Source organism: Amycolatopsis sp. PS_44_ISF1, from assembly GCF_032335455.1.
Classification (GTDB): domain Bacteria; phylum Actinomycetota; class Actinomycetes; order Mycobacteriales; family Pseudonocardiaceae; genus Amycolatopsis.
Genome location: NZ_JANUXO010000004.1, coordinates 613,873 through 637,957 on the forward strand (window position 1 = coordinate 613,873; position 24,085 = coordinate 637,957).

Consider the following 24,085-nt stretch of genomic DNA (forward strand, 5'->3'; position numbering starts at 1 on the left):
CCACCTCCAACGAATCCACCCACGCGAAGTCCCGAGACCCGACCCCGGCGGACCACAAATCCTTCCCGCCCCCAACATCCTCACCAGCGCCACTCCACGCGCACCACTGCTCGCCCGTGAACTACCAGCCCCACGTCCACAGCCCGGCCTCCCATCAGGCCAATCTTCCGGCTACCGGCCCCACCCGCTCCGGCCACCGCAGCACGTCAGGTGACGCCCCAGCCCCGCCGCCGAAGACCGTCACCCACAGGACCATCAGTCCACGCCACCACCGACCACAGTCGCAGCGGAGAACCCGAACCACCCAGGACGACCGTCCGCCGAAAGACCACCTGGGCCAGCACACGCGAAGAGGCCGAACGCCCGAAGATCCGCCCGCGCAAGCCGGCCAGCGCCTCCATCCGGCGCCCCACGACCGGCCCATTCCCCAACCCCGATCGCGACAACCAGCGCCCCCACCCGGCCATCACGATCGACCACGACCGGCCGCACTGCCCAGCTCGAACTCCAACCGCAGTCCGGACACCGACTCCAGTCCAAACTCCAACCCCGCTCGGACTCCAACCCCGCCTTGGATTCCGGCCCCGGCCCCCACCTTCGGCGTCGGCTGCCGACACCCCGCCAACCCCGACAATCGCCAGGCCAAACGCAAAAAACCCTGGCTCAGCAATCAAGCTGAGCCAGGGTTTGCGCTGTACCCCCGATGGGATTCGAACCCACGCTACCGGCGTGAGAGGCCGGCGTCCTAGGCCGCTAGACGACGGGGGCTTAGGAACTTTCCCCGTTTCCGGGGCTTTTTTCTGTTTTCTTGCGAGAGAGAACTTACCAGAGCCGCTTTCCCGCTCAGCAAGGGGGTCCCCCTCCGCAGCTGGGGTACCAGGACTCGAACCTAGACTAACTGGACCAGAACCAGTCGTGCTGCCAATTACACCATACCCCAGTGTAGCGCTTTCCCGGTTCGAGCCGGTTCAGCACCGCACGAGGAGAAATACTAGAGCACGCTGTCACGCAGCCGCGCAGCGGGGGTCCCCGCCACACGCTGGGCCGGGACGCCCACCGTCGCGTACTCGGAAACCAGCAGCTCAGGCAGCTCGTCGAGACTGGTCACCGTGTGTACACCCGCGGGCGCCCGCTCACCGGTGCGGCGGGTGCCGTCGCGATCGAGCCAAACGGCGCCGAGCCCCGCACTCCGCGCACCGATGGCGTCGGTGTCGAGTTTGTCGCCGACGTGAACCGTCTGAGCCGGGTCGCAGCCGAGTCCGAGGCAGGCCGAGTGGAACATCAAGGGGTCCGGCTTCGCCACGCCCAGCTCCCCCGCGATGGCGATGTGGTCGAAAAACGGCGAGAGCCCCAGGTCCGCGATTTTCCGCCGCTGGTGCACCCCGGAGGCATTCGTCACAGCGGCGAGCAGCAGACCGGCCGCGCGTAGCCATTCAAGGCACGGCAGGACATCGTCGAACAGCTGCCAAGACCGCGAAAGGATGTCCCGGCGCCGCTGCTCGAACGAGGCCACCTGCGCGCTGTCCGCGAGAATGCCCAACTCGGCCAGGAAGCACTCGGTGCGGCGGTGGTGCATCACGCCGTAGCCGAGCTGTCCGGCGACGACCATCGCCACGTGCTCCTCGGTGATCAGGTCCCACAGCGGCCAGAGGTCCCCGCGGCCGGTGAGAGCGTGCAGGGTGCGGCGGATCGCGGCCGTGCAGTCGATCAGGGTGTCATCGATGTCGAGGCAGACGAGCCGCAGCTCGGGGGACGCCCACGGTTCGGGGCCGGCGGGCGCCGGCGGGGCGATACGAGAAGCGGTCCCTGATGCCACGGCGAAATCCACCCAGTGAGGCTAGGGCACTCGCCGCGTTCGCAACGCGGCCAAAAAGGTGACAGCGGCTGGACTGTTCCGGCGCAACGACTCTACTCCCGGTGGACGGAAAGTGGCCACGCGTTTGTCCGGTCACACCGTCGCACGGCCGACCGGGGGAAAGCCGATGCCCCGCCACCCCGCCGCTCGAAGCCATCCGGATCACCGGATAACCCTTACCAGCGCGGAAATCCTGGTCCCCGGCGATACCCGCGACCCGCGTTCCGACCTCTCGCTCGATGATCACAGCCAGTGGCTCCGATTTCCCGCTTTCGTCGCAGACAGTGAAACGCATCCCGCCACAGGAAAATTGAACGGGCCGGGACGAGCCACCTCGGGCGAAGGCTTCGGCTATCAGTCCCATGAGGACAGTGGCCAGCGCGGTAGTCCGATCGGATCGACCGCGAGCGCCAGCCTTGACGCACCACCGCTATCGGGTGCATGCTCCTGTTATTCAACAAATGATGAATAAGAGGAGCTGAGAACGATGGGTGAGCGCACGGGGTGCCTGGTCGTCGGCGGCGGCCCGGCCGGGATGGTCGCCGGCCTGATCCTGGCGAGGGCCGGTGTCGAAGTCACGGTGCTGGAAAAGCACCCGGACTTCCTGCGCGACTTCCGCGGCGACACGGTGCACCCGTCCACGCTGACCCTGCTGGACGAGCTCGGCCTCGGCGAAAAGTTCGACGCGGTGCCGCAGAGCGAGATGACCTCGGCCGGCTTCCCGACCGAAGACGGCGGCACCATGAAGCTGGCCGACCTGACCCTGCTGAAGGTGCCGCGCCCCTACATCGCGATGGTCCCGCAGTGGGATTTCCTGAACCTCCTTTCGGACGCCGCGCGCAAGGAGCCGACCTTCACCCTGCGGCTCGAAACGGAGATGACCGGGCTGCTCCGCTCAGACCCCCGCGTCGACGGCGTGCGGTACCGGACCGCTGACGGCGTCGAGGGTGAATTGCGCGCTGACCTGGTCATCGCCGCCGACGGGCGATGGTCTCTCGCCCGCCGCTGCGCCGGTTTGGAGCCGAAGGAGTACGACACTCCGTTCGATGCCTGGTGGTTCCGCCTGCCACGGCACGACCACGAGACCAGCACGACGCTGATGCCGAGGATGCGCCACCGCCGCCTCGCGATCCCGCTCCCCCGCGACGGCTACTACCAGATCGCCTATCTCGCACCGAAGGGCGACGACCTGCGCGCGTCGGGCATCGAGAGCTTCCGGCACAACGTCACCCAGGTCTGCCCGGAATTCGCCGACCGCGTCGACCAGCTCGAGTCGATGGACGACGTGAAGTTCCTCGACGTCCGACTCAACCGTCTGGCCCGCTGGCACACCGACGGCCTCCTCTGCATCGGCGACGCGGCCCACGCCATGTCGCCCGTGGGTGGCGTGGGGATCAACCTCGCGGTGCAGGACGCCGTCGCCGCGGCGGGCCTGCTGGCGGACCCCCTGCGCCGCGGCCGTCCGACCGATGCGGAACTGAAGGCCGTCCGCACCCGTCGCCTCTTACCGACGATCGCCGTCCAAACGCTCCAACGGCTGCTTCACCGCTTCGTGATGCGCCCGGTCATGGCCGGCCGCCGCGACGGGCCGCCGCAGCCCCTGGTGAAGCTCTTCGCGCGCTTCCCCAAGCTCTCGTACTTCCCAGCGCTCCTGCTGGGCCTCGGCTTCCGACCCGAGCACGCGCCCGCGTTCGCCCGCCGAGCCCAGGAGCCGGCCGGCCACTGACCCACCGAGCCACCGAGCCGGGCCACCCGGCACTGGCAAGGCCGCCGCTCCGGCGTCTCACCAGTCCTCGCCACACAGCGGCGAAGCCCTCGATCACCTAGTCCGCGAAGCCGGCCGATCGGCGGCGATAGTGGTTCCCCACCCGAAACGGGACCGTCGCCACCGGGCGGCGAAACCTTCGACCACCCCATCCATCAGGCCGATCACCCGAAGACGGCAATGATCGTCAACCCGAAACTTTGGTCACCGAACGGCGACGACCAGCCCCGCAGCCATAGCCGTTCACCGGCGACTCGCCAACCACGACCGAGCCGCACAGGCCCCGAAGCCGCCCCGCCGACCCACCCACAATGAGCCGAGCAGCCCGAGGACTGGCTATCCCGCGGCTGGCCGAGACCGTCCACGGCGCCAGCCGGAGACCGTCGAGCACCCCGGGCCGCCTCGACCACGCACGGTCAGAGGTTCTGGACCGGGTTGGTCAGCGTGCCGATGCCCTCGATCGTGATCGAGACCTGCTGGCCGTCGTCGATCGGGCCGACCCCCTCCGGGGTGCCGGTGAGGATGATGTCGCCGGGCAGGAGCGTCATCACGCTCGACACGAACTCCACCAGCTCGGGCACCTTGTGCACCAGGTCCGACGTACGGCCGTCCTGCTTGAGTTCGCCGTCCACCTCGCTGCGCAACGCGAGGTCGGACGGGTCGAGCGAAGTCTCGATCCACGGGCCGAGCGGGCAGAACGTGTCGAAGCCCTTCGCGCGGCCCCACTGGCCGTCGGCCTTCTGGAGGTCACGCGCGCTGACGTCGTTGGCCACCGTGTAGCCGAGGATCGCACTCGCCGCGCGCGCGGCGGAAACATTCTTGACCGGCTGGCCGATGACCACAGCCAGCTCGCCCTCGAAGTCGACACGGCCGACGTTCGCCGGGCGGCGGATCGGCGCATGGGGACCGACGACCGTGGTGGACGGCTTGATGAACAGCATCGGCGTGGACGGCACCTCGTGGCCGAACTCGGCCGCGTGCTTGGCGTAGTTCCGGCCGACGGCGATCACCTTGGACGGCAGGATCGGCGCGAGCAGCCGGACGTCGGCGAGCGGCCACCGCTTGCCGGTGAAGTTCGGCTGGCCGAACGGGTGCTCGGCGATCTCCAGCACCTGGGCATCGTCACCGTCGCCCTCGATCGAAGCGAACGCGACACCACTGGGATGAGCAATACGAGCTAGACGCACCCAGCCAGTCTACGTACGACCGCCTCCGGGCGCGCACCCCGCGCGTCGCGAACGGCCCATTCGCGGCGCCCCCGGTGCGAACGGGCCGTTCGCGCCATCGCCAACCTCGGAAAACACCCCGTTCCGGTGGGTGAAGGGACCGCTCGTTCCCACGCGGCACGAACGGTCCTTTCGTGACCTGCACCACCTCGGTCCTCGTGAGAGCACCTGCGCGAGCTGACCCAGTCGAACCGCGTCGGCTCCGACGCATCCGGCAGATTCGGCGGAGCCCGAATCGACCACCGAATCGCTTCACGACTAAGAAGCGCGCGAATCGAGGCCGAGCAGCCTCAGGTCCACGTCGTCGAGTCCCCGCTGTGGGCGATATCGCTGTTTCCGAGAATCGAGCCGACTCCACACCCTGGCGCGAGTGGCCCGTTCGCACCGCGAAGGTCGTGAACGGGCCGGTCGCGACCGGAAAAGCTTGCGCGGATCACCCCCGGAGAGCCAGGCTCTTGTGCATCAGCGCATCACACATAGCCAGCCAACTGGCTTCCACGATGTTCCCGTGGACGCCCACCGTGGTCCATTCGTGCAAGCCATCGGTCGTTTCCAGCAGCACCCGCGTCACGGCGTCGGTGCCGGGATGGGAGGGAAGGATCCGGACCTTGTAATCGGCAAGCTCGACCGTGTCCAGCCAGGACAGGTGCGGGCTGAGCGCCTGGCGCAGCGCGGCGTCGAGCGCGTGCACCGGGCCGTTGCCCTCCGCGGTGGCGATCACGCGGTGCCCGGACACGTGCACCTTGACGGTGGCTTCGGACACCACCTCACCGTCCGGGCGGTGGTCGAGCACCACGCGGTAGGACTCCAGCTCGAACGGCGGCGCAGCCGGCTCTTCCTCATCCGTGACCGCGACTTCGCGTCGCAGCAGGAGTTCGAGTGAGGCATCGGCCGCCTCGAACGACCAGCCTTCGGATTCGAGCCGCTTGACCTTCCGCACCGCGTTCGTCAGGGCTTCGGGCCGGCCGGCGAGGTCGACCCCGAGCTCACGTCCCTTGAGCTCGAGGCTGGCCCGGCCGGCCATCTCCGTGACCAGCACCCGCATGCCGTTTCCGACCGAAGAGGGATCGATGTGGTTGTACAGCAACGGATCCACCTTGATCGCGCTCGCGTGCAGCCCCGCCTTGTGAGCGAAGGCCGACGACCCGACATAGGCCTGGTGGGTGTCGGGGGCGATGTTCGCGATTTCGGCCAGCGCATGGGAGACGCGGGTGAGCTCGGCGGCGCCTCCGGTCGGGAGGACCTCCATTCCGAGCTTGGTCACGAGGTTCCCCGTCACGGCGAACAGGTCGGCGTTGCCGGCCCGCTCCCCGTAACCGTTCGCGGTGCACTGCACGTGCGTCGCGCCCGCCTGCACCGCGGCGAGGGAATTCGCCACGGCGCAGGAAGTGTCGTCCTGGCAATGGATCCCGAGTCGGAATCCGGTTTTCTCCTTCACCTCGCGGACGATCTCGGCGAGGCCCAGCGGCAGTTGCCCGCCATTGGTGTCGCAGAGCACGAGGACGTCGGCGCCCGCGGTCGCCGCGGCGTCGAGCACGCGCAGCGAAGTTTCCGGGGAGTGGGCGTAACCGTCGAAGAAGTGTTCGGCGTCGAGGAAGACACGGCGCCCTTCGCCGGTCAGGAACCTGACGGTGTCGCTGACCATCGCGCAGGCTTCGTCGACGTCGACACGCAGGGCGCGCTCGATGTGCCGCAGGTCCGCCTTGGCGACGAGCGTGATGACCGGTGTCGCGGCATCAAGCAACGCTCTGACCTGCGGGTCCCGGTCCGCGGTGGTGCCGGCCTTGCGAGTGGAGCCGAACGCGACCAGCGCTGCGTGCTTCAGGTCCAGCTCACCCTGGGCGGCGCGGGCGAAGAACTCCGTGTCCTTCGGCAGCGCGCCGGGCCAGCCGCCCTCGATGAAGCCGACCCCCAGATCGTCCAGTAGCCGCGCGACGGCCAGCTTGTCCGTGACGGAGTAAGTGATCCCCTCACGCTGGGCACCGTCGCGCAAGGTGGTGTCGTAGAGGTGGAAAGCGTCGCCGAGCGGGGTTCCGGCGGGCTCCGTGCGGGTCACGGTATCTCCTTGTGGCGGGGCAGGACCTGTTTCTGGCAACAAAAAAACCTCCCGCATGGGTGCGGGAGGCTGCGCGCCGGGGGCTCTTGTGGAGCGTCTATCCGGCGCGCTCGGCGATAATGATCGAGATCGCGGTCACGGTTGCATCGTGCCACAGACTCCGCCCGGCTTCCAATCACCGGGCGGAGCTTCCCATTCTGTGGGAGTACGTCAGCGCGGGAGCCCGGCGAGATAGGCGCCGAACGACTGGACGGCCGACGCGTTGCGCGGGCCCTCCACCAACGCCGCGTACGGGAGCGCGAAGAACCGGCCCTGTTTGACCGCCGGGACATCGCGCAGATCCGGCCGCGAGCGGAGGAAGTTCTCCTTGTCGGCGACGGTGCCGACCTCGCCGCCGTAGTCGTTGATCAGGATGACGTCGGGCGCGCGCTGGACCACGGCCTCCCAGCTCACCGTCGTCCAGGTGTCGTCGACGTCGGCGAAGATGTTGCTCCCGCCGGCCTTGGTGATGATTTCGTCCGGGCCCGCATAACGCGCGGCGGTGAAGGGCTGGTCCCGGCCGTCGTCGTAGAGGAAGATCTTCGGCCGTTGCCGCCCGGTGGCGACGGCTCCCTCGACCGCCGCGACCTGCGCGCTGTACTGCTGGACCAGTTGTTCGGCCCGTTCGCTCACGCCGAAGATCTTCCCGAGGTTGCGCAGGTCGGTGTACAGGGCGTCGAGCGGCGGCATGACCCCGCGCTGCTTGCCGACGCCGTTTCGGCACGCTTCCGTCAGCTGGTAGCTGGCGATGCCGAGCTGGCGGAGCGTGTCCGGGGTGAATCCGGTGCTCTCGGAGAAGCCGTAGTTCCAGCCGGCGAACACCAGGTCCGCGCCCGCCCCCTGCACCACCTCGCGGTTGATCTTCTCCGCCAGCTTGGACACTTTGGCGAAGTCGCCTTTCCACGGCGACGAGGCGACGCCGCCGGATTGCCCACGGTCGACCACGTAACCAGCCATCCGGTCGTCCAAGCCGAGGGCGAACATCAGCTCCGTGATGCCGATGTCGTTGGTGACCACCCGCGCCGGCGGGCGCTGGACCGTCAGCGGAAAGCCGCAGTTCGTCACCGTGACCGGATACCCCGGGGGCACGGCGCCGCGGTCCCCTTCGGACACCTGGGCTCCACAGCCCGTCACCGCCAGCGTGGCCACCAGGACCATCGCGACCGTCCTACGCATGATCGTCCTCCTGGGACTCGAGCCGGTCGAACAACAACTGCGGCCGCCCGGACGCCGGGTGCGCCACCACGTGCGCACGCACGCCGAAAACCTCGGCCAGCAGCGGGGGCGTGAGGACGTCCGCGGGGGTCCCGCTCGCGACGAGCCGTCCACCGTCGAGCACGTGGACGGTGTCGCACATCGAGGCGGCGAGATTGAGGTCGTGCAGGGCGGCGAGCACCGTCGGCCCGCTTCGCCGCACCAAGGCGAGGACCTCGAGCTGGTGCCGGATGTCGAGGTGGTTCGTGGGCTCGTCCAGCACGAGGATCTCCGGCTGCTGGGCCAGCGCCCGCGCGATGAGCACCCGTTGCCGTTCACCGCCCGACAGGGTCAGCACCCCGCGCCCGGCCAGGTCCGCCAGCCCGACCTGGCGCAGGGCCGCCGCGCAGATCTCCCGGTCGGCGGCGGTCGCCCGGTCGAGCAGCCCGTGGTGCGGGAGCCGTCCCATCGCCACGACTTCAGCGACGGTGAAGTCGAACTCCGTGTGCGACTCCTGCGCGACGGCGGCGATCGCGCGCGCCCGTTGCCGCGGCGCGAGCCCGTCGAGCGGGCGGCCGTCGAGCAGCACGGCGCCCGCCGAGGGCTTCAGCACGTGGTAAACGGCGCGCAGCGTGGTGGACTTTCCACTGCCGTTCGGCCCGAGCAGACCGACGAAGCGGCCGGCTCGCGCGTCGAGCGTCACGTCCTCGACCAGCGCGCGGCCGGCGGCGGTGACCGTCACGCCGTGGAGCGAGAGGTCCATTCACGCACCCCCGAACACGTAGGCCCGGCGCCGCATCAACACCAGGAACGCGGGCACGCCGACGGCCGCCGTCAGCACCCCGATCGGCAACTCCTCGGGCGCGGCGAGCACCCGCGCGGCCACGTCCACCCACACGAGGAACACCGCCCCCGCCAGGGGCGCGACGGCCAGCACCCGCTGGTGGTCGGCGCCGACCACCAGCCGCACCAGGTGCGGCAGGATCAAGCCGACGAACCCGATCGCACCGCTGACCGCCACCAGCACGCCGGTCATGGCCGAGCAGACGACGAACAGCAGCACGCGCAGTCGGGGCACGTTCACGCCGAGCGTCGTGGCCGCTTCGTCGCCCATAGCCAACGCGTTCAGCCGACCGGACAGCACGAACAGCACCAGCGACCCGGCCGCCACGACCACCGCTGCCACCGGCAGTGACCCCCAGTTCGCCCCGGCGAGGCTGCCCAGTAGCCAGAAAAGGGCTGAACGTGCAGCTTCGCCGTTTGGCGCCTGGAAGACGAGGACCGTGGTGACGGCGAAGAACCCGTACGACATCGCGGTGCCGGTCAACACCAGACGCAGCGGCGTAAGGCCTTCGCGGGTCTTCGCGACGAGGTAGACGATCACGGTCGCGCCGAGCGCCGCCAGGAAAGCGCCGACGGACAGGGCGTAAATGCCCATCGCCGCGAAAACGCCGAAAAGCGCCACCGCCGTCGCACCCACCGACGCCCCGGACGAGATGCCGAGCACGAACGGTTCCGCCAGCGCGTTGCGCACCATGGCCTGGATCGCGACGCCCACCGTCGCCAGCCCCGCGCCGACGACCACCGCCAGCAGCACCCGCGGCAACCGGATGTCCCAGATGATCCGGTACGAGCCGACGTCGCCCGCGCCTATGGTGCCACCGACGAGGCCGGCCCGGAGGAATGCCCACGTGTGAGTGACAGGCACGGCAACGGTCCCGATCCCGACGGCCACCACGACGGACACCAGGAGGACCCCGAGGAGACCCAGGAGGATCGGCAGCAGGCGGCGGGTGGGTCGGGGGCCGGTGGCCTGGGAGTTGGCGCGCCGAAAGCTGGTGCCCTGAGAGTTAGGGATCTGAGAGTTGGAGCGGTGAAAGCTGGGGCGTCGAGAGCTGGGGTGCTGAGAGTCGGGTCGCCGAAAGGTGGCGCGCCGAGAGTGGGGGCGCTGAGAGTTTTCGGATTGCGGAGCGATGGGTCGTCGGGTGGATGGGGGGTCGAGGCACTCGGCGCTGGTGGGTTGCGGGGTGGCAAACCGGCGACCGGCGAGATCGGTGGCTGACGGGCCGGGAGGAGTACCGGTGCCCGTCCCGCTGGAGCCGGGTGCAACGGTGGTGGCTGGGATGCCGCCAGTCGGCGAAAGCCGGTCCGGTGAGGTGCAGTCAGGCAGGCCGCTGTCAGGCGATGTGCGGCCGGGCGATGCGCTGCCAGGCAAGCCGCTGCCAGGCAAGTCGCTGCCAGACGATGCGGTGCCGGGCGAGTCACCATCAGGCGAAGCGCGGCCGGACAAGTCGCGGCCAGACTGAGCACTGCCAGACAGAGTGCTGCTGCCAGACAAGGTGCCGTCGGACATGTCGATGCCAGACAGGTCGACGTCGGGTAAGTCACCGTCGGGCGAAGCACTGTCCGGCAAGTCGCTGACCGGCGAACCACTGTCCGGTAAAGCGCCGTCTGGCGAAGCACTGTCCGGCGACGCGCGGCCATCGGTGACGTCGTCCGGTGAGGAACTGCCCGACAAGGCGCGCCCGAGCGAGGCGCGGCCCGGCGAACCGTCGCCACGTGGACCGTCGTTCCGCGGGCAGTCGTCGGGTGGGGCGCTGTCGGGTGAATCGTGGGCGCGGGAAGGCATCGGCGGGACCCAATCGGTTCCGGGTCCGCGCGACGAAGACAACAGCCGTCCACGCAGCAGGGGGTGGTGACCGGCCGGCGGCGGGGAAGGGTGCCGTCTCCCGCAGACCGCGACGGGAGGGGACGGGTGGGGCGAACCACCGCCGGTGTCGGGCTCGTCCGCGGTCCGGTGGGGACCTCAGACCTACCGTTGCGGGTCAGCGCCGGATTTCGACCGGTCTTCCGCGGCGGGGTTCCTGGTGGAGCGACTGACTGCGCCTGCTCGAGCCGGCCGGCACACGTGGCCCGGCAGCGCGTGGTGCGTAACGAAGCAGAGCCGGAGGCCGCCGCCCGGCAACGCACCAGCGCACCAGGCACCAGGCACCAGACAGCAACCGCTCAGCTCAGCAACCGCTCAGCACCGCCGAGCCGGCCGGACGCCAACGGGCGCCGCAAGCCCTGGCCGGAACTTCAGCCCGTGCGCACGTTCGACGAGACCAGCGCGGCCAGACGGTCGCCGATCGCCTGGGTGGCGCCGGGTGAGGCCTGGTCGCGGGTGGCCAGGTCGAAGGCGACCGAAGCTTCGATGCGCCGTGCCGCCTCCTTCTGGCCGAGGTGGTCCAGCAGCAGGGAGACCGACAGCACCGCGGCCGTCGGGTCGGCCAGGCCCTGGCCCGCGATGTCCGGGGCGCTGCCGTGCACCGGCTCGAACATGCTCGGGTTGCGGCGGGTGATGTCCAGGTTGCCGCTGGCCGCGAGGCCGATGCCGCCGGTCACCGCGGCCGCCAGGTCCGTGAGGATGTCGCCGAACAGGTTGTCGGTGACGATCACGTCGAACCGGGACGGGTCGGTGACCATGTGGATGGTCGCCGCGTCCACGTGGGAGTAGGCCACCGTCACGTCCGGGTGCTCCAGCGAAACCTCTTCGACGATCCGCGACCACAGCGAGCCGGCGTGCTCCAGCACGTTGGTCTTGTGCACCAGGGTGAGGTGCTTGCGCGGCCGGTCTTCGGCGCGGTTGAACGCGTCGGCCACCACGCGCCGCACCCCGTAGGCCGTGTTGATGCTGACCTCGGTGGCGATCTCGTGCTCGGTGTCCTTGCGGAGCAGACCGCCGGTGCCCGCGTACGGGCCTTCGGTCCCTTCGCGCACCATGATCATGTCCACCTCGCCGGCGTCGGCCAGCGGGCCGCGGACGCCGGGGTAGAGCCGCGCCGGGCGCAGGTTCACGTGGTGGTCGAGCTCGAAGCGCAGCCGCAGCAGCAGCCCGCGCTCGAGGATTCCGCTCGGCACCGACGGGTCGCCGACCGCGCCGAGCAGGATCGCGTCGTGCTGGCGCAACTCGCCCAGCACCGACTCCGGGAGCAGCTCCCCGGTCGAGTGCCACCGGGCGGCGCCGAGGTCGTAGTTCGTGATCTCCGCCGCCGGTGCCACTTCACCGAGCACCTTGAGCGCCTCGGAGACCACCTCGGGCCCGATCCCGTCACCTGGGATCACCGCGAGCCGCATCCACACACCTCCGTAGACCAGGCCACCCGAACGCTCCGATGGCCCATCCGCAAGAAAACGCCAGCAGCGGAAGGTTACCGGCCGTAGACATCAGGCCGTAGCCGCACCACCCTATTGCCGCATCCTCCCGCAGGGTGAGACACCTGAACGGGGGAACGGCCAAGGGGGCCTCCCGGGCCGCTCAGACCCGGAAAGCCCCCTTTTCCCGCCGAAGGCCACCGGTGACCGTTCCCTCGATTACTACCCGATCGGGTGATGGTCGAGGTGGTTCTGGCCGGGTGACGCCGAAGGGGTTACGCCCGCGGCCCCCCGGTCTCGATCCGCACCACGGAGGCGCGCGAGCCCACCGCGTTGTGGTGCTCGATCGCCAGCAGGCCCTTCGCCTTGTCCCCGGCGATGGCCGCCGCGTTGCGGTTCACCACGAGCGCGGTTCCCGGCTTGGCGACGTAGCCCAGCGCCGCGTCGCCGCCGCCCTGGACCGAGTACGCCGGGGCGAGCGCGTCGAACGAGATCGGCGTGCCGACGTAGTCGATCAGCCCGTTGGTGGTGCCCGGCGCGACGTAGTACCCGCTGGTGCCCACGGTGTAGCTGATCCGGTGCGAGGCCTCGTTCGGGTCGATGCCCAGCGCGGCGATGCTCACCGGCAGCACCATCACGTTCGAATCGAAGACGTTCGTGTCGACGTCGCCGAGCTGGCCGTTGATCGCCTGCATGTCGACGCTCGGGAATCCGGGCTTGGTCAGCGAGACGGTGTTCACCAGCAGGACGTCGGTGGCCGTCGCCTTGGTGACGAAGGTCTCGAAGTCCGGCTTGCCGTCGCCGGTGGTGTCGATGTCGACGAACGGCACCGTGTTGCTGCCCAGGTTCGCCCAGTCGCTCCAGGTGGTCAGGCCGAACGCGAGCACGGCCTTCTCCGGCTCACCCTGCAGCTTGGCCAGCGGGGCGGTTGAGGTCGCGCCGACGTAACGCAGGTCGCCGCCCTTGGCCGTGCGGTTGAGCGTGCAGTCGGCGGTCACGCCCGCCCCGCACTCCGGTAGCTGCGGGGACTCGGCCTGCAACTCCAGGACGCTGATCAGCGAGCGGTACCGCTGCGCGCCGCTGCCCTGGTCCACGCCCTTGCCGCCGAGGTTCAGCACGGACTGGTTCTGCCCGGCGCCGAACCGCACACCAGCCGGCGTCGTGATGGCCGAGACCGGCTTCGGCGCGGCGTAGACGGCCAAGCGCAACGGCACCGTCGCCCCGTTCTTCGGGGTGAAGGCGACGCGGCCCGAGGCGTCGGCGACGAACTGGCGGGCGAGCCCGGCCTGCACGGTCTGCATGGTCGGGTCGATCACCTTGCGCAGCAGCTTGGGATCGGTGACCTTGAACGTCACCTTCACCGTCGCGACGCCGCGCGGGCTCAGCTTCACCGAGCTCTTGTCCACCGTGTACTCGACGCCCGGCAAGCTGTTGATCGCCTGGTACGCCACCGAATACTCGGCCGGCGTGACACCCTTGTTGACCACCTTGACCGTCTTGGTCAGGGTGACCGGGCCCGGCGCCTCGACGGTGCCGAAGTTGACGCTCACCGCGCCCGGGTCGTCCTGGACGTAGGCGAGCACCTGGTTGTCCAGCGCGGCCAGCGTGTCGATCCGGCCCACGCCGACGCGCTGCGGCGCGTAGGTGTGACCGGCCCCGTCGCGCAGGTCGTGCCCGGCGGTGTCGACCACCGCGGCCTTGACCTCCTCGACCGACCAGTCCGGGTGCGCCTGGCGGATCAGCGCCGTGATGCCCGAGGTGTGCGGAGCGGCCATGGACGTCCCGGAGAGGACGGCCCGGCCGTTGCCACTGCCGCGGAACGCCGAGGTGATCGTGTCACCGGGGGCCGAGAGGTCCGGCTTGAGCGCCGGGCCGCGGCCACCGCGCGAGGTGAACGAGCTCGGACTGTCCACGATGGACTGGTCGTAGGTCTGCAGCGTCGTCCGGCCGTCGCCGAAGAAGCGCACGGTGAGCGTGCCCGCCGCCAGGGCGGGCCGCTGCGCCGCGGTGGCCTTGCCGGTGAGCTGGAACATCGGCACGGCCGCGTTGCCGGCGATCCCGGCGGCGAAGTGCTCCAGCGTCGACGACAGCAGAGCCGCCTTCGCCCCGGCCGCCTGCGCGTTGTTGGCGCGCGCGGCGGAACCGCAGGCGCGGCTGGAATCGTTGTCGTCCCATTCGAGCCAGACGATCTTGCCCGCGGCCTTGGCCTTGTCCTCGGCCGAGTAAGGCTGGCAGCCCGCGTTGTTCGCCGAGGAGAGCGCGACGACCGGGGCGGTCAGGTCGAGCGTGTCGTAACCCGCGTAGTCCTGGCTGTACTGGCCCGGCTGCTGCCCCTTGACCGGGGCAGTGACCTCGACGGCGTCACGCAGTTCGCCCGCGTCGCGGCTGCTGGCCACGGTGAGCGCCTCCGGGGTCGAGCCCGGCGAGCCCGCGATGTCGTTGATGTCGCCGCCGTTGCCCGCCGAGAACACCGGGAGCACGTTGTTCTGCGCGAGCTTGCGGACGAACAGCGAGTCCGGGTCGTCCGGCGCGCCGAAGTCGCTGCCCAGCGAGAGGTTCACGATGTCGAGGTGGTCGGTGAAGTCGCCGTCGCCGTCCGGGTCGAGGGCCCAGTCGAGGGCCTGCGAGGTGACGTTCGTGGAACCCTTGCAGCCGAACACCTTGATCGCGTACAGCAGAGCCTTGGGCGCGGTGCCCGGGCCGATCTTCAGCGCATCGAGCTTCTTCTTGTTCAGCTTCTTGTAGTCACCGGTGAAGGTGCTGCCGTCGGCGTTCACGCCGAAGCCGGCGACGGTGCCGGCCACGTGCGTGCCGTGCTCACCGCAGGCCAGCGGGTTGGGGTCCGGCTTCGGAGTCGGGGAGCCGGTCTTGCCCTCGGAGTCGTAGCCGTCGCCGACGAGGTCGGTGCCACCGACCACCTTGGCGCTCGGGAACAGCGGCGACGCCTTCACCGGGTCCACCGCCTTGTACGCCTCGGGCGTACCCGGTCCGCCGAAGTCGGTGTGGGTGTAGTCGATGCCGTCGTCGATCACGCCGACGCGGATGTTGTCGCCGTACTTCCCGGTCTGCTGCCACGACGCGAGCGTGTTCGTCAACTGCTCCGCGCTGGCGTTCGTACGCGACTTCGGCACGACGGTGCGCACCGAGACGACGTCCGCGCGCTTCGCGAGATCACGAATCTTCGCCGCGTCCGCCGTGACGACAGCACCCGCGACGGCGTTCGACGTCTGCGTGACGAGCTTCGCTGCCGTGTCGGAAGCTTTGAGCTCTCCGACCACGGAGGTGACCGCCGCTGCGGTGTCGGCCTTCGCGGCGCGCGCGGCCTGCTTCGCCTTTTCCTTGCTGGCGCCCTTCTTCTGCTCGGTGGTGAACGCGTCGACGGCCGGCTTCTTGGCCAGCTCCACGAACGCGGTGACCTTGCCCTGCGCGGCGCCCAACCGCGGCGAGAGCTTGCCCTGCAACCCGGCGGCGTCGACCTTCGCGGGCGCGACCGGCTCCGCGAGCGGCGCCCCCTGCGCCGACGCGACCGGCACCCCGGCAACGGCAGCCGCGAGCACCAAGGCGGACACCACGGCCGTGGACCGGGCGGTCCAGCCAGGTAAGCGGGATCTACTCATGAACACCCAACCCCTTAACCCGAGGCCCTGGATCACGAACCTGCCCGTCGCTCCCGATCACCCCCGACAGGTGAGCGCCAGGCGCCGCGCCGTGCTCTCACGGCGCGTGGTTCGGCCTCGCGGCACAGAACCTATCCGCCCGAAACACCTACTTTCGTGCGGAATGTGCTCCGTTACGCGAATGTTGCCGGTCTGCCCGGACCCGGGCACGACGAAGGCCCCTCCCCCGCGACCAGCGGGAAAGGGGCCTTCGGCCGGTGGCCGGCTAGGAGAAGTCGACCGAGCGGATCGTGTGCGCGCCCACGGCGGCGCCGATCGGCTGGAGCACGTTGTCGTCCACGTGCCGGTCGACGCGCAGCAGCATCACGGCGTCGGAGCCGTCGGTGGTCTGGCTGATCTGCGCGGCCTCGATGTTGATGCCGGCCTCGCCGAGCAGCGTGCCGACGCGGCCCATGATGCCGGGACCGTCCGGGTACTCCAGCAGCAGCACGTGGCCCTCGGCGCGCAGGTCGAAGTGGCGGCCGTTGACCTCGACGATCTTCTCGGTCTCGTCCTTGCCGGTGACCGAACCGGACACGGTCAGGGTCGCGCCGTCGGCGTGCACCGCGCGGACGGTGACCAGGCTGCGGAACTTGGCGCTCTCGGTCTCGGTGACGAGGTCGACCTGCACGCCCAGCTCCTCGGCCAGCCGCGGTGCGTTGACGAAGGTGACCTGGTCCTCGACCACGCCGCCGAACACACCGCGCAGCGCGGCGAGCTGGAGCACGGAGGTGTCCTCGCTGCCCAGCTCGCCCTTGACCACCACGGTCACCGACGTCGGCGCCTTCGGGCTGAGCGCGGTGAGCACGGTGCCCAGCTTCTGCGTCAGCGAAAGGTACGGGCGCACGTGCTCGCCGACGGTGCCGCCACCGGAGACGTTCACCGCGTCCGGCACGAAGTCACCGCGCAGCGCCAGCAGCACGGAGCGGGCGACGTCGGTGCCCGCGCGGTCCTGGGCCTCGGCGGTGGACGCGCCCAGGTGCGGCGTGACCACGACGTTCGGCAGCTCGAACAGCGGGCTGGACGTGGTCGGCTCGGTGACGAACACGTCGATGCCCGCCCCGCCGACGTGGCCGCTGCGGATCGCGTCGGCCAGCGCCTCCTCTACGATCAGGCCACCGCGCGCGGCGTTCACGATGATCACGCCGGGCTTGGTCTTCTTGAGCGCCTCGGCGTCGATCAGCCCCTTGGTCTCCGGCGTCTTCGGCAGGTGGATGGAGATGGCGTCGGCGCGCTCCAGCAGCTCGTCGAGGGGAACGAGCTCGATGCCCAGCTGCGCGGCGCGCGCGGCCGAGACGTACGGGTCGTACGCGATCAGCTTCGTGTCGAAGGCGGCCAGGCGCTGCGCGAAGAGCTGGCCGATCTTGCCGAGGCCGACCACGCCGACGGTCTTGCCCTGCAGCTCCACCCCGGAGAACGAGCTGCGCTTCCACTCGCCCGCGCGCAGGCTCTGGTCGGCGGCCGGCACGCGCCGGGCGACCGAGAGCAGCAGCGCGACCGCGTGCTCGGCGGCGGAGACGATGTTCGACGTCGGCGCGTTGACCACGAGCACCCCGCGCTCGGTGGCGGCGGGGACTTCGACGTTGTCCAGGCCCACGCCCGCGCGGGCGACGACCTTCAGCTGCGTGGTGTGGCCGAGCACCTCGGCGTCGACCTTCGTGGCGGAACGGACCAGGAGCGCGTCGGCGGTCTTCACCGCCTCGAACAGCGCGGGGCGGTCCGTGCCGTCCACATGCCGGACCTCTACCTCGTCACCGAACACGCTCACCACGGAAGGCGCGAGCTTCTCCGCGATGAGGACGACGGGCTTGCTGGGCTTGGTCACGTTGCAGCTCCCACTATCTGGTCAACTTCCCGGATGCTCTGGGTCGACAAACGGTCTCAGCACGTCGTTGTGCCCCGGTCAGGGCGGAGTTTAACCCGCTGGGCCGTCCACTGGCTTCTCACGGTGTTAACTCGCCCGCAATCCCGCGAAAACCAGGGCCGACAGGCGATGTCGACCCCCGGCCGCCGGGCTGCCCGTGCCCGCCCCGGATACCGCGCGCGCCAACGCAACCCCTCCTCCGCCGTGACGTCGGCGCGAGTCCGGTCATCGATTTGTAAGTTCCACCTGCTGGGAACCAGCCTCTCGCATCGTGCGACAGGGTGCGGGTGAAGTCGTCATCGAAGGCGTCGGCGGCCGATGTCCTACTGCCCCTGGCCCTCGCCCCCACGGTTTCGGCCCCGCCTGTCCTCAAGAGACGAAACCCTCGTCTGGGTCGTGCTCGCCGACCCGGGCGACGGACGTCTGCCGGGAGGTAAGGTGCAGGCACGCGGTGAGGGCCGCGTCCCGTCCGCGGAAAGGGCCGAGCCCACCCCCGCAGCACCGCACCACCAGTTCCGCACCTTCTTTCCTGCCCGGTGCCGGCGGACCACGGGCGACGAGGGAAGGAGGCACCATGGGCACGTTGCCCGCAAATCCCAGTCTGGAGCAGTTGCGCAAACGCGCGAAGGAACGCGCACGCAACGAAGCCGTGAAGCTGTCCGAAGCGCAGTTTCGCGTCGCACGCGAGCACGGGTTCCCCAGTTGGCCCAAGTTGCAGGCGTACGTCCGCCGCGTCGCCGAAAACGGGCCGAATCTCCAGCACGCCTATCACACCGACGTCGGCTACTACGCCGATCGTGCGTTCGGGCTGCTCTCATCCGCCGAGGACGGCACGCCCAGCGCGCGGGCGGCGTTCGAACGTCACGGGCAAGACCTCACGCGTGACGGCGCCCGGGCGGTCGTCGCTCGGGAGCATGGTTTCGGCTCGTGGCGGACGTTGCGCGAGCACGTCGCGGCGCTGCCGGAAAACGGCGAACCCTTCGCCCGCGCGTATCGGCTGGTCGAGGCTCGTGACCTGGACGGGCTCTCGGCTGTGATCGATGCGTTCCCCACGCTGGTCGACGCCCGTGGCACCAACGGCAACGACCTGCTGGGCATGGCCGGCGCCACCGGCGACGAGCGGCTGACGCGTCTGCTGCTCGACCGCGGCGCCGACCCGTCGCGGGCCAACGCGCACGGCTGGACGGCGCTGCACCAAGCCGCCTACAGCAAGAAGCCGCAGCTCGTCGACATGCTGCTGGACGCCGGGGCCCCGCTGGACGTTTCCGCTCGCGGCGACGGGGGGACCCCGTTGATCATCGCGCTGTTCTGGGGAAACCGGGTGGTGGCCGAGAAACTGGCGGCGCGCGAGCGGTCCCCGCGCAACCTCCGGGTCGCCGCCGGCCTCGGCGACCCGGCGCTGCTGGACGAACTCATCCGTCCGAACGGGACACTCGCGCCGGCCGCCGGCGGACACCGCGAGTTCTACCGCCCGCACAGCGGATTCCCGTTCTGGCGTCCCACGGACGACCCGGCCGAGATCCGCGACGAAGCCCTGAGCTGGGCCGCGCGCAACAACCGCGTGGACGCCCTCCGGGTCCTCGCCACCCGCGGCACGGACCTGGATGCCGACGTCTACCGCGGCACCGCCCTGACCTGGGCCGTTGCCCGGGGCCGGCTCGCCGCCGTGCGGACCCTGCTCGCACTGGGCGCCGAGGTGAACCGGGTCGGCACGTTCGGCGGTCCGGAGCACGGTATGGGCATCACGGCGCTGCACCTCGCCGCGCAACGCGGCGATCTGGACGTCATCACCACCCTGGTCGAGGCCGGTGCCGACCTCACCGCCCGTGACGGCCGGTGGAACAGCACCCCCGAGGGCTGGGCCGAGGCGTGCGGCGAGCCGGAAGCCCGGGCCTTGCTGCAGCGCCTCACCAGCCCGGAGCACGTTCCCGAGCCGTAGCCGTCCGGCGGCCACACCCTGATCAGCGGCAGTTCGGTAGACAAGCGGAGTAGACAGTCCGTATATTCTTCCAATCATGCGGACTATTTACTCCGCTTGTTCACTGGAGGGCCCTGCCATGACCGATCCCACCGACGTGTTCGCTCACCTCTCCGAGGGCTTGTCCGAAGGGCGGTACGAGGAGCTTTCGTCCCTGTACGCCGAGGACACCCTGGTCGAACATCCGACGGCAGTGCCGCGGCCCGGGCGGTTGGCGGGGCGCCAGGCTGTCCACGACCGGTTCACCGGTGGCCTCGGAGCGGCGATTCGCCTCAAAGCGCACGACGCAGTTGTCCACGAGACGACGGATCCCGAGGTGATCGTCGCCGAATACCAGAGCACGGTGGAGTCACCCGATACCGGGCGGAGTACCGAGGCCGCCAACATCCTGGTGATCCGCGCCCGTGACGGATTGCTCGTCCACACCCGCGATTACCACGACTACCTGAAGCTGGCCGCCGTCCGCGGCGGCGCCGAACTGCTCGCGGACGCTTACGAACAGGCCCCGGCGCACGTGCCCGGCCCGGTCACGCCGCGCCCCGAAGCGCTGGCCGACCGCAAGAGCCCGCTGGGCGTGTTCCAGCGGCTCTGCTTCGGCGTCTCGGACGACCGCTGGAGCGAACTCCCCGACCTCTACGCCGAGCGGACCGACGTCAGCCACCCGTTCCTGCCGAACGCGCCGACCCTGAACACCCGCGACGAGCTCCGAACCCACTTCGCGCGGGTCGGCGAGCTGGGCCTCCGGCTACAGGCGACCGATCTCGTGACCTACCAGTCGGCCGATCCGGAGGTGATCATCGGCGAGTTCGCCTATGAAGGTGAATTCGAGAGCCGGCCGTTCCGCGTCAACGACATCCTCGTGCTGCGAGTGCGCGACGGCCGGATCGTCGAGTCCCGCGACTACAGCGACCACCTGGCCCTGGCCGCGGCCTCGGGCCGGTTGCCGGAGCTGATCGCCGCGCTGAACGTCTGACTGCGCCCCCACCGTCCGGAACACGACCAGACGTCGCCAATGGGCGGCGACTGCCGGCGAACGGCAGTCCATCACGGAAAACACCTGGTGGAAAGCCTGCTCACGGTCCGTCGCCGATCGGTGGCGACGGAGATCGGAAGCGACTGCCGTCGCCCACCGACTACGGAACGCGTCGCTATTACCGATCAACGGCGACCCGACTGGACACCCTTCGCCTACCAACGGCGACCCTGGCTAAATACCCCTCGCCGATCAACGACGACCCGACTAAACGCCCCTCACCGGTCAACGGTAGCCCAACTAAAACGCCCCTCACCGGTCAACGGCAACCCGACTAAGCGCCTTCGCCGATCAACGGCAACCCGGCCGCCACCGCGCGCCCGCTGTAGGTTCTCCCGGCCCGTGACATGTCGATCTCGTGCCGCGCAGTCGGTTGCTTGCCCCGGCACGCGCCCGCGCGCCCCGGCTCGCTGATTCCCGGACGACGCCCGCACCGGCGGCCGGGATTCCGCGTTCGTGGTCAGTGCTCGTGGTCCCAGGGGCCGGGGACCGGGTCGGGTTGCAGGTTCAGAAGGCTGCTGAGGCGGGCGACGGTGAGGTAGTGGCCGACCAGGACGATGACGGTGATCAGGTCCCGGTCGGAGAGAACGTCGCGCACGCGCACGAACAGGTCGTCGGTCACGGCGTGCCCGGCGACGCAGGCGTCGACGAACTCCAAGACGTCGGCGAAACCGTCGGGCAGGCTGGCCGGTGGCGTCGCCGAGGCCACCCGCATGGGGGTGTCGGGCTCTCGCGCCACCGCCCGGCCGACGCCGGTGCCGACGCCGGTGCCGGTGGTTTCGATGATGCGGATCTGGTCAGTGGTCCAACCGAGGGCACGAGCCTGATCGAGGTGCTGGGCGCGCTCGTAGGCACTGCCGGTGAGAGCGGCGACGCGCAGGATGATCCCTTCTCGCTGGCGGGCGTCCAGCGGTGCGGCGCGCAGGGCGTTGGCGGTGTCGGGCAGGGCACGGGCGAGGCGTTCGTCCAGCAGCACCAGCGTCCGGGTGAGGTGGGACGGGAATCGGCCGTACTGGTCGCGTTGCCAGCCCCGCAAATCCTCGGCCTCCGGCAGCGGGATACGGGCCATCACGCGTCCGCCAGCGTGGCGAGGAAGCCGGTGAGGTGACCGTGGACGACGGCCGGCTTTTCCAGCGGTGAAAGGTGCGCGGCGCTGGGTACCACCCGCAGCCGGGCGCCGGGGATGCCGTCGCGGAGTTGCCGGGCGGCGGCGAGGGGCGAACTGGAGTCGTGCTCACCGACCACCACCAGGGCCGGGCAGGTGATCGAGGGCAGGTCGGCCGCGCGGTCGAACCCGGCGATCATCTCCCACATCGCCGCGTGCACGAGCGGGTCGTCGGCCAGCAGGGTCTTCACCGCCCGGTCGACCAGGTCGGGTCGTCGCCTGCGGGTCTCGGCGGTGAACCAGTGCTCCAGCAGGCCGTCGAGCACCCCGGGCATCCCTTCGGAGCGGGCGACCGCGGCGCGGGCTCGCATCGAGGCCCGGCCTGCTTCGGAGAACTGCGCGGCGGTGTCGATCAGGGTCAGTGAGCTGACCGATTCGGGTGCGGCAACCGCGGCGGTCTGGGCGAGCATCCCGCCCAGCGACAGCCCGACCAGGTGCACCGGCCGGCCCAGACCGCGCAGCACGCCGAGCACGACGTCGGTGGCCGCTTCCTCGGTCCAGTCCCCGGCAACTCCCGGGGTGGCGCCGTGCCCGGGCAGGTCGAACGCGATGACGTCGCGGTCGTCGCGCAGCGCACCGATCTGGTGCTCCCAGTAGGTCAGATCCAGCCCGCCCGAGTGCAGCAGCACCACCGGTGGGCCCCCGCGCGGACCCGTGCGAATCAGGTTCACCCCGGCTCGGGCGGCCACGTTGATCATCAGGTCTCCTTTCGTCCCGGAGACCATCCTGCCGCCGTACACTCATGCTGTCGAACGATGAAAATGAATAGAATTGATGCTTAAATTTCATGAGTGGAGCAGCGGGTGGACCTGCGGGCACTGGAGTACTTCACCGCCGTGGCCGAGACCGGGAGCTTCACCGGCGCGGCCGCGCGGCTGCACCTGGTGCAGTCCACGCTGTCCGTGGCCGTGCGCGCTCTGGAGCACGAACTGGGGGTCACGCTGTTCGAGCGCACCACCCGGCGGGTCGAACTCACCGCCGCCGGCCGCGAACTGCTGATCCCGGCCCAGGCCGCGCTGCGGGCCGCGGACACCGTGCGCCACACCGCCTCCGGACTGGCCGACGGCACGGCCGGCACCCTGCGATTCGGGATCATGCACTCCCTGCCCGGCTTCGACCTCGCCGGACTGATCACCGCGTTCCACCGCGAACGCCCGAACGTGCGCCTCGCCCCGGTCACCCACCCGGACGGCTCGACCGGTCTGGCCCGGTCCGTCGCCGACCACCACCTCGACCTCGCCTTCGCCGCGATCGGCGGGGCCGCCCGCAGCGGCGAGCACCCCGGTCTCGACGTGCTCGACCTGACCAGCGAGCCGATCCGGCTGGCCTGCCCGCCCGGCCACCCCCTGGCCGGCCGGGCCCGGGTGCGCCTGGCCGAGCTCGCCGGCGAGCGCTTCATCGACGTCCCGGCCGCTTGGGGCAGCCGGATGAGCGTGGATCGGCATTTCGCCGCCCACGGTCTGCACCGCGATGTCGCCGTCGAAGTCGGCGACGTCGCCACGGTCGTCGAGCTCGTGCGCGCCGGTCTCGGAATGGCGCTGATCGCCCCGACCTCCGCCCCTCAGCCGGTGCGTTCGGCACTGATCACCGTGGCACCGCACCCGGTGTTCACCGTCTCGATGCTCACCGCGCGCGGCCACTCCGCCTCCGCCACCGCCCGCCGGTTCATCGAACTGGCGCACCAGCACCTGGCACCACGCCCGAGCGGAACGTGAGCCGGCTACTTCGGGAGGTCCTCGGGCAGGTTGAACTCGCCGTCACGGACTCCCTTGACGAACGCGTCCCACTCCGAAGGCGTGAACACGAGCGTGACCCCGTCCGGCTGGGCGGACTTGCGCATGGCCACGTACATGACGCCGTCGGCGTGGGGCACGAAGGCGTACTCGGCGCACTCCTCGAGGGTGACGCCCTCCGGCTCGGCGCGGATCCATTCGGCGTCGGCCAGGTCCAGCTCGTGCCGGATGTGCGTCTTGTCATCGACCGGCTGATCAGTCATGGCACCAGCGTATCCACCGGTTCACCGGCTACAAGGGACAGCCACGCGGACGGAAACGGCCCCCTCACCCGGATCGGGTGAAGGGGCCGTTCACGACCGGGAGCCGGTCAGGCAGTCATCGGCG

The 24,085-nt window shown here is 70.1% G+C and carries 18 protein-coding genes, 2 tRNA genes and 1 riboswitch; of the genes, 6 read left to right on the plus strand and 14 right to left on the minus strand.

Features of this window, described 5'->3' with window-relative positions; genetic code table 11:
* Positions 1-695: 695 nt before the first annotated feature.
* The 3 genes from NYF13_RS32705 to NYF13_RS32715 all read right to left on the minus strand — a co-directional run bounded on the left by NYF13_RS32705 (position 696) and on the right by NYF13_RS32715 (position 1,828).
* Positions 696-768, minus strand: a tRNA-Glu gene (locus tag NYF13_RS32705).
* 100 nt (positions 769-868) lie between these two features.
* A tRNA-Gln gene (locus tag NYF13_RS32710) sits at positions 869-940 on the minus strand.
* A gap of 51 nt (positions 941-991) precedes the next feature.
* The gene (locus tag NYF13_RS32715) at positions 992-1,828 is read right to left on the minus strand and encodes an HAD family hydrolase (protein ID WP_315661788.1); all 837 of its coding nucleotides are present in this window, start codon (positions 1,826-1,828) and stop codon (positions 992-994) included.
* 514 nt (positions 1,829-2,342) lie between these two features.
* Here NYF13_RS32715 and NYF13_RS32720 point away from each other — a divergent pair.
* Positions 2,343-3,581: an FAD-dependent oxidoreductase gene (locus tag NYF13_RS32720; RefSeq protein WP_315661789.1), complete on the plus strand. Its 1,239-nt coding sequence runs from the start codon at positions 2,343-2,345 to the stop codon at positions 3,579-3,581.
* Positions 3,582-4,036: 455 nt separating this feature from the next.
* On the opposite strand, the gene NYF13_RS32725 is transcribed toward NYF13_RS32720, so the two are convergent.
* The 5 genes from NYF13_RS32725 to NYF13_RS32745 form a co-directional block, all read right to left on the minus strand.
* Positions 4,037-4,807: a fumarylacetoacetate hydrolase family protein gene (locus tag NYF13_RS32725; RefSeq protein ID WP_315661790.1), complete on the minus strand. Its 771-nt coding sequence runs from the start codon at positions 4,805-4,807 to the stop codon at positions 4,037-4,039.
* 472 nt (positions 4,808-5,279) lie between these two features.
* Entirely contained in the window at positions 5,280-6,902 is a 1,623-nt protein-coding gene (gene cimA / locus NYF13_RS32730; protein WP_315661791.1) for a citramalate synthase, read from the minus strand.
* Positions 6,903-7,112: 210 nt separating this feature from the next.
* On the minus strand, positions 7,113-8,117 hold the full coding sequence (locus tag NYF13_RS32735) for an ABC transporter substrate-binding protein (protein WP_315661792.1): 1,005 nt from the start codon (positions 8,115-8,117) through the stop codon (positions 7,113-7,115).
* On the minus strand, positions 8,110-8,898 hold the full coding sequence (locus tag NYF13_RS32740) for an ABC transporter ATP-binding protein (RefSeq protein ID WP_315661793.1): 789 nt from the start codon (positions 8,896-8,898) through the stop codon (positions 8,110-8,112). Before NYF13_RS32740 ends, NYF13_RS32735 begins: the two co-directional genes overlap by 8 nt.
* Complete coding sequence (locus NYF13_RS32745; RefSeq protein WP_396287812.1) at positions 8,899-9,885, minus strand: FecCD family ABC transporter permease; 987 nt, start codon at positions 9,883-9,885, stop codon at positions 8,899-8,901.
* Between the two features lie 331 nt (positions 9,886-10,216).
* Between NYF13_RS32745 and NYF13_RS32750 the strand changes: the two genes are divergently transcribed.
* Together NYF13_RS32750 and NYF13_RS32755 are read left to right on the plus strand one after the other, a co-directional pair.
* The gene (locus NYF13_RS32750; protein WP_315661795.1) at positions 10,217-10,441 is read left to right on the plus strand and encodes a hypothetical protein; all 225 of its coding nucleotides are present in this window, start codon (positions 10,217-10,219) and stop codon (positions 10,439-10,441) included.
* Positions 10,442-10,486: 45 nt separating this feature from the next.
* Positions 10,487-10,834 carry a hypothetical protein gene (locus tag NYF13_RS32755; protein WP_315661796.1) on the plus strand — a complete coding sequence of 116 codons (348 nt, stop codon included), beginning with the start codon at positions 10,487-10,489 and terminating at the stop codon, positions 10,832-10,834.
* A 75-nt stretch (positions 10,835-10,909) separates the two neighbouring features.
* Positions 10,910-10,987, minus strand: a riboswitch (cobalamin riboswitch).
* Between the two features lie 226 nt (positions 10,988-11,213).
* On the opposite strand, the gene NYF13_RS32760 is transcribed toward NYF13_RS32755, so the two are convergent.
* The 3 genes from NYF13_RS32760 to serA form a co-directional block, all read right to left on the minus strand.
* Positions 11,214-12,251 (minus strand): 3-isopropylmalate dehydrogenase, encoded by a 1,038-nt coding sequence (locus NYF13_RS32760; protein ID WP_091629065.1) that lies wholly within the window; start codon positions 12,249-12,251, stop codon positions 11,214-11,216.
* A gap of 293 nt (positions 12,252-12,544) precedes the next feature.
* Positions 12,545-15,886, minus strand: coding sequence for a S8 family serine peptidase (locus NYF13_RS32765; protein ID WP_315661797.1), 3,342 nt, complete (start codon positions 15,884-15,886; stop codon positions 12,545-12,547).
* Positions 15,887-16,151: 265 nt separating this feature from the next.
* Positions 16,152-17,750 carry a phosphoglycerate dehydrogenase gene (gene serA / locus NYF13_RS32770; RefSeq protein ID WP_315661798.1) on the minus strand — a complete coding sequence of 533 codons (1,599 nt, stop codon included), beginning with the start codon at positions 17,748-17,750 and terminating at the stop codon, positions 16,152-16,154.
* A gap of 613 nt (positions 17,751-18,363) precedes the next feature.
* On the opposite strand from serA, the gene NYF13_RS32775 reads away from it, so the two are divergent.
* Positions 18,364-19,728 (plus strand): ankyrin repeat domain-containing protein, encoded by a 1,365-nt coding sequence (locus NYF13_RS32775; protein ID WP_315661799.1) that lies wholly within the window; start codon positions 18,364-18,366, stop codon positions 19,726-19,728.
* A gap of 118 nt (positions 19,729-19,846) precedes the next feature.
* A complete protein-coding gene (locus tag NYF13_RS32780; protein ID WP_315661800.1) occupies positions 19,847-20,740 on the plus strand; it encodes a nuclear transport factor 2 family protein in 894 nt (297 codons plus the stop codon).
* Positions 20,741-21,260: 520 nt separating this feature from the next.
* On the opposite strand, the gene NYF13_RS32785 is transcribed toward NYF13_RS32780, so the two are convergent.
* Together NYF13_RS32785 and NYF13_RS32790 are read right to left on the minus strand one after the other, a co-directional pair.
* Positions 21,261-21,869: a carboxymuconolactone decarboxylase family protein gene (locus NYF13_RS32785; RefSeq protein WP_315661801.1), complete on the minus strand. Its 609-nt coding sequence runs from the start codon at positions 21,867-21,869 to the stop codon at positions 21,261-21,263.
* Positions 21,869-22,663 carry an alpha/beta hydrolase gene (locus tag NYF13_RS32790; protein WP_315661802.1) on the minus strand — a complete coding sequence of 265 codons (795 nt, stop codon included), beginning with the start codon at positions 22,661-22,663 and terminating at the stop codon, positions 21,869-21,871. The genes NYF13_RS32785 and NYF13_RS32790 overlap by 1 nt, the downstream gene beginning before the upstream one ends.
* A 93-nt stretch (positions 22,664-22,756) precedes the next feature.
* Here NYF13_RS32790 and NYF13_RS32795 point away from each other — a divergent pair, with 93 nt between their 5' ends.
* Positions 22,757-23,680, plus strand: coding sequence for a LysR family transcriptional regulator (locus tag NYF13_RS32795; protein ID WP_315661803.1), 924 nt, complete (start codon positions 22,757-22,759; stop codon positions 23,678-23,680).
* A 5-nt stretch (positions 23,681-23,685) separates the two neighbouring features.
* Here the strand turns inward: NYF13_RS32795 and NYF13_RS32800 are convergent, their stop codons facing one another.
* Positions 23,686-23,961, minus strand: coding sequence for a DUF397 domain-containing protein (locus NYF13_RS32800; RefSeq protein ID WP_315661804.1), 276 nt, complete (start codon positions 23,959-23,961; stop codon positions 23,686-23,688).
* Positions 23,962-24,085 lie beyond the last annotated feature (124 nt).

Excerpts from the sequence above, each read along its gene's own strand:
- NYF13_RS32720 (WP_315661789.1), top strand. The coding sequence starts at position 2,343 with ATGGGTGAGCGCACGGGGTGCCTGGTCGTCGGCGGCGGCCCGGCCGGG.
- NYF13_RS32735 (WP_315661792.1), bottom strand. The coding sequence starts at position 8,117 with ATGCGTAGGACGGTCGCGATGGTCCTGGTGGCCACGCTGGCGGTGACG.
- NYF13_RS32740 (WP_315661793.1), bottom strand. The coding sequence starts at position 8,898 with ATGGACCTCTCGCTCCACGGCGTGACGGTCACCGCCGCCGGCCGCGCG.
- NYF13_RS32755 (WP_315661796.1), top strand. The coding sequence starts at position 10,487 with ATGTCGATGCCAGACAGGTCGACGTCGGGTAAGTCACCGTCGGGCGAA.
- NYF13_RS32760 (WP_091629065.1), bottom strand. The coding sequence starts at position 12,251 with ATGCGGCTCGCGGTGATCCCAGGTGACGGGATCGGGCCCGAGGTGGTC.
- NYF13_RS32765 (WP_315661797.1), bottom strand. The coding sequence starts at position 15,886 with ATGAGTAGATCCCGCTTACCTGGCTGGACCGCCCGGTCCACGGCCGTG.
- NYF13_RS32775 (WP_315661799.1), top strand. The coding sequence starts at position 18,364 with ATGGGCACGTTGCCCGCAAATCCCAGTCTGGAGCAGTTGCGCAAACGC.
- NYF13_RS32780 (WP_315661800.1), top strand. The coding sequence starts at position 19,847 with ATGACCGATCCCACCGACGTGTTCGCTCACCTCTCCGAGGGCTTGTCC.
- NYF13_RS32785 (WP_315661801.1), bottom strand. The coding sequence starts at position 21,869 with ATGGCCCGTATCCCGCTGCCGGAGGCCGAGGATTTGCGGGGCTGGCAA.
- NYF13_RS32790 (WP_315661802.1), bottom strand. The coding sequence starts at position 22,663 with ATGATCAACGTGGCCGCCCGAGCCGGGGTGAACCTGATTCGCACGGGT.
- NYF13_RS32800 (WP_315661804.1), bottom strand. The coding sequence starts at position 23,961 with ATGACTGATCAGCCGGTCGATGACAAGACGCACATCCGGCACGAGCTG.